This window comes from Roseomonas sp. KE2513, from assembly GCF_016107305.1.
Lineage (GTDB): Bacteria > Pseudomonadota > Alphaproteobacteria > Acetobacterales > Acetobacteraceae > Roseomonas.
In genome coordinates, this window is the sequence record NZ_RCVR01000213.1 from 1 (window position 1) to 262 (window position 262).

At 63.7% G+C, this 262-nt stretch carries 1 pseudogene; it reads right to left on the bottom strand.

The features are described from left to right. Positions 1 to 141: pseudogene (locus tag D9599_RS31000) on the bottom strand (IS1380 family transposase); the annotation flags it as partial. Between the last annotated feature and the right edge of the window lie 121 nt (positions 142 to 262).

Below are 262 nucleotides of genomic sequence, written 5' to 3' on the forward strand. Positions count from 1 at the left end.
GCAGAGGCCAAGGCGGCGCTCGGCCGCGGCCAACAGCAGTACTCCGCCGTCCGAGGTCAGACGTCCGCCGTCGAAGGCGGCACTCAGCCTCTTGCGGCCAACCGCTGGAAAGCCGAACGCCTCGGTCGTATCGTCGTCCATGGCGGGTGTGGCACAGCCTGTGAGGGTCTCGGTTTGGTCTCGACACCCAAATCCGTAAACTTGGCCAGTAACTTACGCCACATCCGCCAGCCAAAACCTGAGCCCCGGTGAATAAGATGGG